Genomic DNA, 5,605 nt, shown 5'->3' with positions numbered 1-5,605 from the left:
CTTCTCGCGATTGACGTAGTGGTCCTCGTACACCGGGTTGTTCAAGCCGTCCGCGATCGCGAGTTCGGCCTCGAGCGACGCCTGCACCTCCGGGGTCGCCGTCTTCGACGCGACCAGTTGGTTGAAGGTGTGGACCGGGGCATCCGGGCCCAGCGAAGCGAAGTACGAGTCCATAGCCGTGTGCGCTTCCCAGTTCGAGGTGACCACGATCCCCTGCAGGGCGTCGTACGCCGGGAGGCTGAAACGGATGATGGTGGCGCCCTGGGCCTGCATCTTCGCGCTGACCCCGTCCATCACGCGATTGACTTCCTGATGGCGTGCTTCCGTGCCGAAGAGGTTCGTCATCACGCCGATGCGGGCGCCGCGGAGCGCATCGCGCCGCAGGCCCGCCGTGTAGCTCTTCGGTGCGCGGCCGACGCCGTACCCGGTGACGGGATCGGCCGGGTCGAAGCCCGCCATCACGTCGAGCATCCGGGCGGCATCCTCGACCGTGCGGGTGATCGGGCCCAGTTCGTCCTGGGTGATGCTGTTCGGGATGACGCCTTGACGGCTGATCAGTCCCCGGGTGGGCCGCACGCCGACCAGGCTGCATGCGGACGCCGGCGAGCGGACCGACTGACCGGTGTCGCTGCCCGTGCCGAGGACGGCGAAGTTCGCTGCGATGGCGGCACCAGTGCCACCGCTGGATCCGCCGGGGGTGCGACCGAGGTCGTACGGGTTGAGGACCTGCCCGCCGAGCGAGCTGAGCGAGTTGCCGCCGCGCGCGAACTCCTGCAGGTTGGCCTTGGCGAGGATGATCGCGCCTGCCTTGCGCAACTTGGCGACCGCGGTCGCGTCGTCCGGCGGCACCGAGGTGCGCATCGCGGTGTTGCCGCCGGTGGTCGGCAGGTCGAAGGTGTCGTAGTTGTCCTTCAGGATGACCGGGATGCCGTGCAGGGGGCCGGTCAGGCCGGAACGCCTGTACTTGCGATCGAGCTCATCAGCGACCTCGAGCGCGTGCGGGTTGACCGTGATGATCGCCTTCAGCGTCGGTCCCTGCTTGTCGTACGCCGCGATCCGGTCGAGGTACTGCTGGACCAACTGGCGACAGGTGAGACGTCGGCGGCGGTAGGCGTCGTGGATATCGGCGACGGTTGCTTCCATCAGCTTGAAATCACCCTGGGCGAAGGCGGAGCCCGAGGTGGCCACGGCTCCGACCGCAGCGGTGGCACCGACGATGAATCCGCGTCTGCCCAAGTCATTGAATGGCATCTGACTTCCTCACGTAGCGGGGAATTCAGATCCTGTCATCGGATGTTTTCTCCACACTACGAAAGCGTTTCTATTTTGTGAAGTGAGCTACTTCACTGCGCCATTCGCCGCAGAATGCACGATTCCTTCAAAAAGGGCAATTCAAAAGCCGATTCCATCAGTCGCGGTCCTCGATCTCACCCTCTGTTTCCAGTACCGCGGTGCGGAGCGTTTCCAGCGCCTCCGGCGTCGGCTCTGCCCAGAGACCGCGCTGGGCTGCCTCGAGCAGGCGCTCGGCGATCCCGTGCCGCGCCCAGGGGTTGGACTTGCGGAAGAACTCCGCCACCTCTGGATTGGCGACGTACTCCGTGGTCAGCGTCTCGTACATCCAGTCGTCCACCACGCCCGCGGTCGCGTCGTACCCGAACAGGTAGTCCACCGTCGCGGCCATCTCGAACGCGCCCTTGTACCCGTGCCTCTGCATTGCCGCCATCCAGCGAGGGTTCACCACCCGGGCCCGGAAGACGCGCTTAGTCTCCTCCTCCAGCGTCCGGGTCTTCACCTGAGCCGGTACTGCGGAGTCGCCGATGTACGCCTTCGGATTGGACCCGGTCAAGTGCCGGACCATCGCGACCATGCCGCCGTGGTACTGGAAGTAGTCGTCGGAGTCCATGATGTCGTGCTCGCGGGTGTCCGCGTTCTTCGCCGCGACCTGGATCCGGGCGTAGGCGCGCTCCATCGACGGGCGCGCCTCGGCCCCGTCGAGGTCCTTGCCGTACGCGTAACCACCCCAGACGGCGTACACCTCGGCCAGTTCGGCGTCGGTCCGCCAGTTTCGCGCGTCCACGAGCGGCAGCAGGCCGGCGCCGTACGAGCCGGGCTTGGAGCCGAAGACGCGAGCCGTTGACGCGCGCAGCTCGTTGCCAGCAGCAACGTCAGCATCGACGTGGGCCTTCAGGTAGTTGTCCGAGGCATCCTCGTCCAGCGAAGCCACCGTGCGGACCGCCTCGTCCAGCAGCGAGACCACGTGCGGGAACGCATCGCGGAAGAATCCGGAGATGCGAATCGTCACATCCACCCGCGGCCGTCCGAGCTCGGCGATCGGGACGACCTCGAAACCGGTCACCCGGCGAGAGGCCTCGTCCCACACCGGGCGGCAGCCGAGCAGCCAGAGCACCTCGGCGAGGTCGTCGCCCTGGGTGCGCATCGCGGACGTGCCCCAGACGGTCAGGCCGACCGACCGCGGCCACTCCCCCGTCTCCGCCTGGTGACGGGCCAGCAGAGAGTCGGCCAACGCCACCCCGACGTCCCACGCGTTGCGGCTCGGGATCGCCTTCGGGTCGACCGCGTAGAAGTTCCGCCCGGTCGGCAGCACGTTCACCAACCCGCGGGTCGGCGAACCAGAGGGTCCTGCCTCGACGAACCGCCCGTCGAGCGCACGCAGTACGTTCGTCAACTCGTCGCCGGTCCGCGCCAGCCGCGGCACCACCTCGGTCGCGGCGAAGGTCAGCGACGCCTCCACCCCGGCTGACGAACGGCCGAGGACCTCCTCGACGACGACCGGGACCTTGCCGGCCTCCCAGCCGAGGGTCTCCATGCCGACGACGAGTTTGCGCGCGACCGCCTCCAGCAGATCGACTCCGTCCGCGCCGCTCACCGCGGGCAGATCCGCCAGTGTCGCCAGAGCGGCCAGCTCCGGCACGACCTTGCCGGGGTCCGCCAGCATCGCGGCTTCATCGACCCCGAACGTGTCACCGAGTGCGGCCCGCAGACCCTGGACAGCGCCGGACTTGCCGCCCCACATCTGGTTTGCCCGCAGTACGGCGAGGACGAGGTTGACCTGCGCCTCACCGACAGGACCGCCGCCGAGGATGTGCAGCCCGTCGCGGATCTGCACGTCCTTGATCTCGCACAGATAGCCGTCGAGGTGCAGGACGAATTCGTCGAACTCCTCGTCCTCCGGCTTCGACGAGGTGTGCAGGTCGTGGTGCAGTTGCGCCGCCTGGATCAGGGTCCAGATCTGCGCCCGCAGCGTCGGCACCTTGTCGGGATCCAGTGCGGAGACTGTGGCGTATTCGTCCAGCAGGTACTCCAGCTTGGCCATGTCGCCGTACGTCTCGGCCCGCGCCATCGGCGGCACCAGGTGATCCACGATCACCGCGTGCCCGCGCCGCTTCGCCTGGGTGCCCTCGCCCGGGTCGTTGACGATGAACGGGTACACCAGCGGCAGGTTCCCGAGGACCGCGTCCGGCGCGCAGTCGGCCGCCATCCCGATGCCCTTGCCCGGCAGCCACTCCAGCGTTCCGTGCTTGCCCAGGTGCACCACCGCGTGCGCCCCGAAGCCACCCTCCTCCTCGGCCGCCTCGAGCCACCGGTACGCCGCCAGGTAGTGGTGCGACGGAGCCATATCCGGGTCGTGGTAGATCGCGACCGGGTTCTCCCCGAACCCCCGGGGCGGCTGGATCATCAGCACGACGTTGCCGAACCGCAGTGCCGCCAGGGCGATCGCCGGCTCCGGACCCGACTGGTCGACGTACAGGGAGCCGGGCGCCTCGCCCCAGGCCTCGGTCATTGCCGTGCGCAACGACTCCGGCGCGCGACCGAACCAGCGCTGGTACGTCGACAACGGGATCTTCGCCACCGCACTCGACAACTGCTCGTCGGTCAGCCAGTCCACGTCATGCCCGCCGGCCGCGATCAGCCGGTGGATCAGCCCGTCCGCGCCTTCGGCACCCTGGAGTTCGTCGAGGTTCAGGTCGGGACCGAGGTCGTAGCCGGCCTCCTTCAGTTGGCCGAGCAGGACGACCGCGGAAGCAGGTGTGTCCAGGCCGACCGCGTTCCCGATCCGCGCGTGCTTGGTCGGGTACGACGACAGCACCAGCGCGAGCTTCTTCTCGGCCGCCGGCACATGCCGCAGCCGGGCCTGCGCCACGGCGATCCCGGCGAGCCGGGCGCAGCGCTCGAGATCGGGCGCGTAGCTCGCGATCCCCTCGGCGTCGTACGCCTTGAACGAGAACGGGATGGTGATCAGCCGCCCGTCGAACTCCGGGATCGCGACCTGGGTGGCGGCGTCGAGCGGGGTGATCGCGGCGTTGCTGTCCAGCCACTGCTCCCGGGTCGAGGTCAGCGCGAGCCCCTGGATCAGCGGGATGTCGAGTGACGCCAGCGCGCCCGCGTCCCACGCGTCGTCGGCGCCACCTGCGCTCGCGTTGGCCGCCACCGTGCCGCCCGCTGCCAGCAGGGTCGTGACGAGGACATCGCATTTCCGCAGCAGCGCGAACAGTTCGGCATTGTCGTCGTGGGACGGATCCAGTCCACGCAGCGTCCCGCAGTACACGGGCAGCGCCTGCGCACCGGCAGCCTCGACAGCGTCAGCCAGCGCATCCACGAAGGCCGTGTTGCCCGAAATCTCGTGCGCCCGGTAGTAGACGATGCCGACCACCGGCCGACCGTCTTTACTGACGCTTCGCCCCGCCCGCACCCCGTACTGCGGCAACGCGTGCGGCGGCTCGAACTCGTCACCGGTCAACAGCACGGTGTCCCGCAGGAAGCCGGCCAGGTTCCGCAGATTCTCGGAACCGCCCTCGCGCAGATAGGCGAGGGCTTCCGTCACCGCACCAGCGGGCACCGTCGACAGGGACATCAGCTCGGCATCGGGAGCAGCCTCACCGCTGAGCACGACCGTTGGAAGACCCGAGGAAGTGACGGCGTCGAGGCCCTCCTCCCAGGCGCGGCGGCCGCCCAGCAGGCGGACCACTACGACCTCGACGCCATCGAGCAGGGAGGGGATTTCCGCCAGGTCGACCCGCGCCGGGTTGGCTACCTTCCACCCGGCCCGGGCCTGCGACGCGGCCAGCAGATCGGTATCGGCGGTGGAGAGCAGCAACAGGTTCGCGAGCACGCGCGGCCGGTCCTTCCTCGGGGTGTCCACGCCCCAGGTGGCAGGTACGACGGCAGCAGTTCCTGACTCTCACGCTTGCCGCGTGATCACAGTGGCGGGACCGCCCCGGATTCACACCGGGTTCCTGCGCATCCGTCGATGACACCGCGGACTCTACCGACCGGGACCGGAACACCACCGCACCGCCTGCGTCAAGCAGCCGTTTCAAGCACTCCCGCGCGTTGACCCCGTTCGAAAGGCGGGTGTAGGGCGGAAGGACAGGGTTTGTAACGCTGACGCCCTCCGGCTGCGCACCAGCGTCGCATCAGCACAAGCCACCCGGCTTGCTCTGAAGGAGATCGCTGTGCGCCCGAAACTTCTGAGACTGCTGGCCGCTGTGCTCGCGGCCGGCCTCATCACACCGGTACTGACCGTCGCGCCGAGCGAGGCGACCAAGAGACCCAGTGCGAACCCGGCCGTGATCACGCACTGGAA

General features: G+C 68.5%; 2 protein-coding genes and 1 riboswitch. Both genes read right to left on the bottom strand.

Features of this window, described 5'->3' with window-relative positions; all coding sequences use genetic code 11:
* Window positions 1–1,251: amidase family protein (locus tag VFG33_RS11255; RefSeq protein ID WP_325025262.1), on the bottom strand; the 1,251-nt coding region annotated here is incomplete at its 3' end.
* Between the two features lie 157 nt (window positions 1,252–1,408).
* The gene (cobN, locus tag VFG33_RS11250) at window positions 1,409–5,131 is read right to left on the bottom strand and encodes a cobaltochelatase subunit CobN (RefSeq protein ID WP_325025260.1); all 3,723 of its coding nucleotides are present in this window, start codon (window positions 5,129–5,131) and stop codon (window positions 1,409–1,411) included.
* Between the two features lie 34 nt (window positions 5,132–5,165).
* A riboswitch (cobalamin riboswitch) is annotated at window positions 5,166–5,295 on the bottom strand.
* Window positions 5,296–5,605 lie beyond the last annotated feature (310 nt).

The sequence above is a fragment of the Kribbella sp. genome (assembly GCF_035687465.1).
Lineage (GTDB): Bacteria > Actinomycetota > Actinomycetes > Propionibacteriales > Kribbellaceae > Kribbella.
This window is presented reverse-complemented; position numbering and strand designations above follow the sequence as displayed.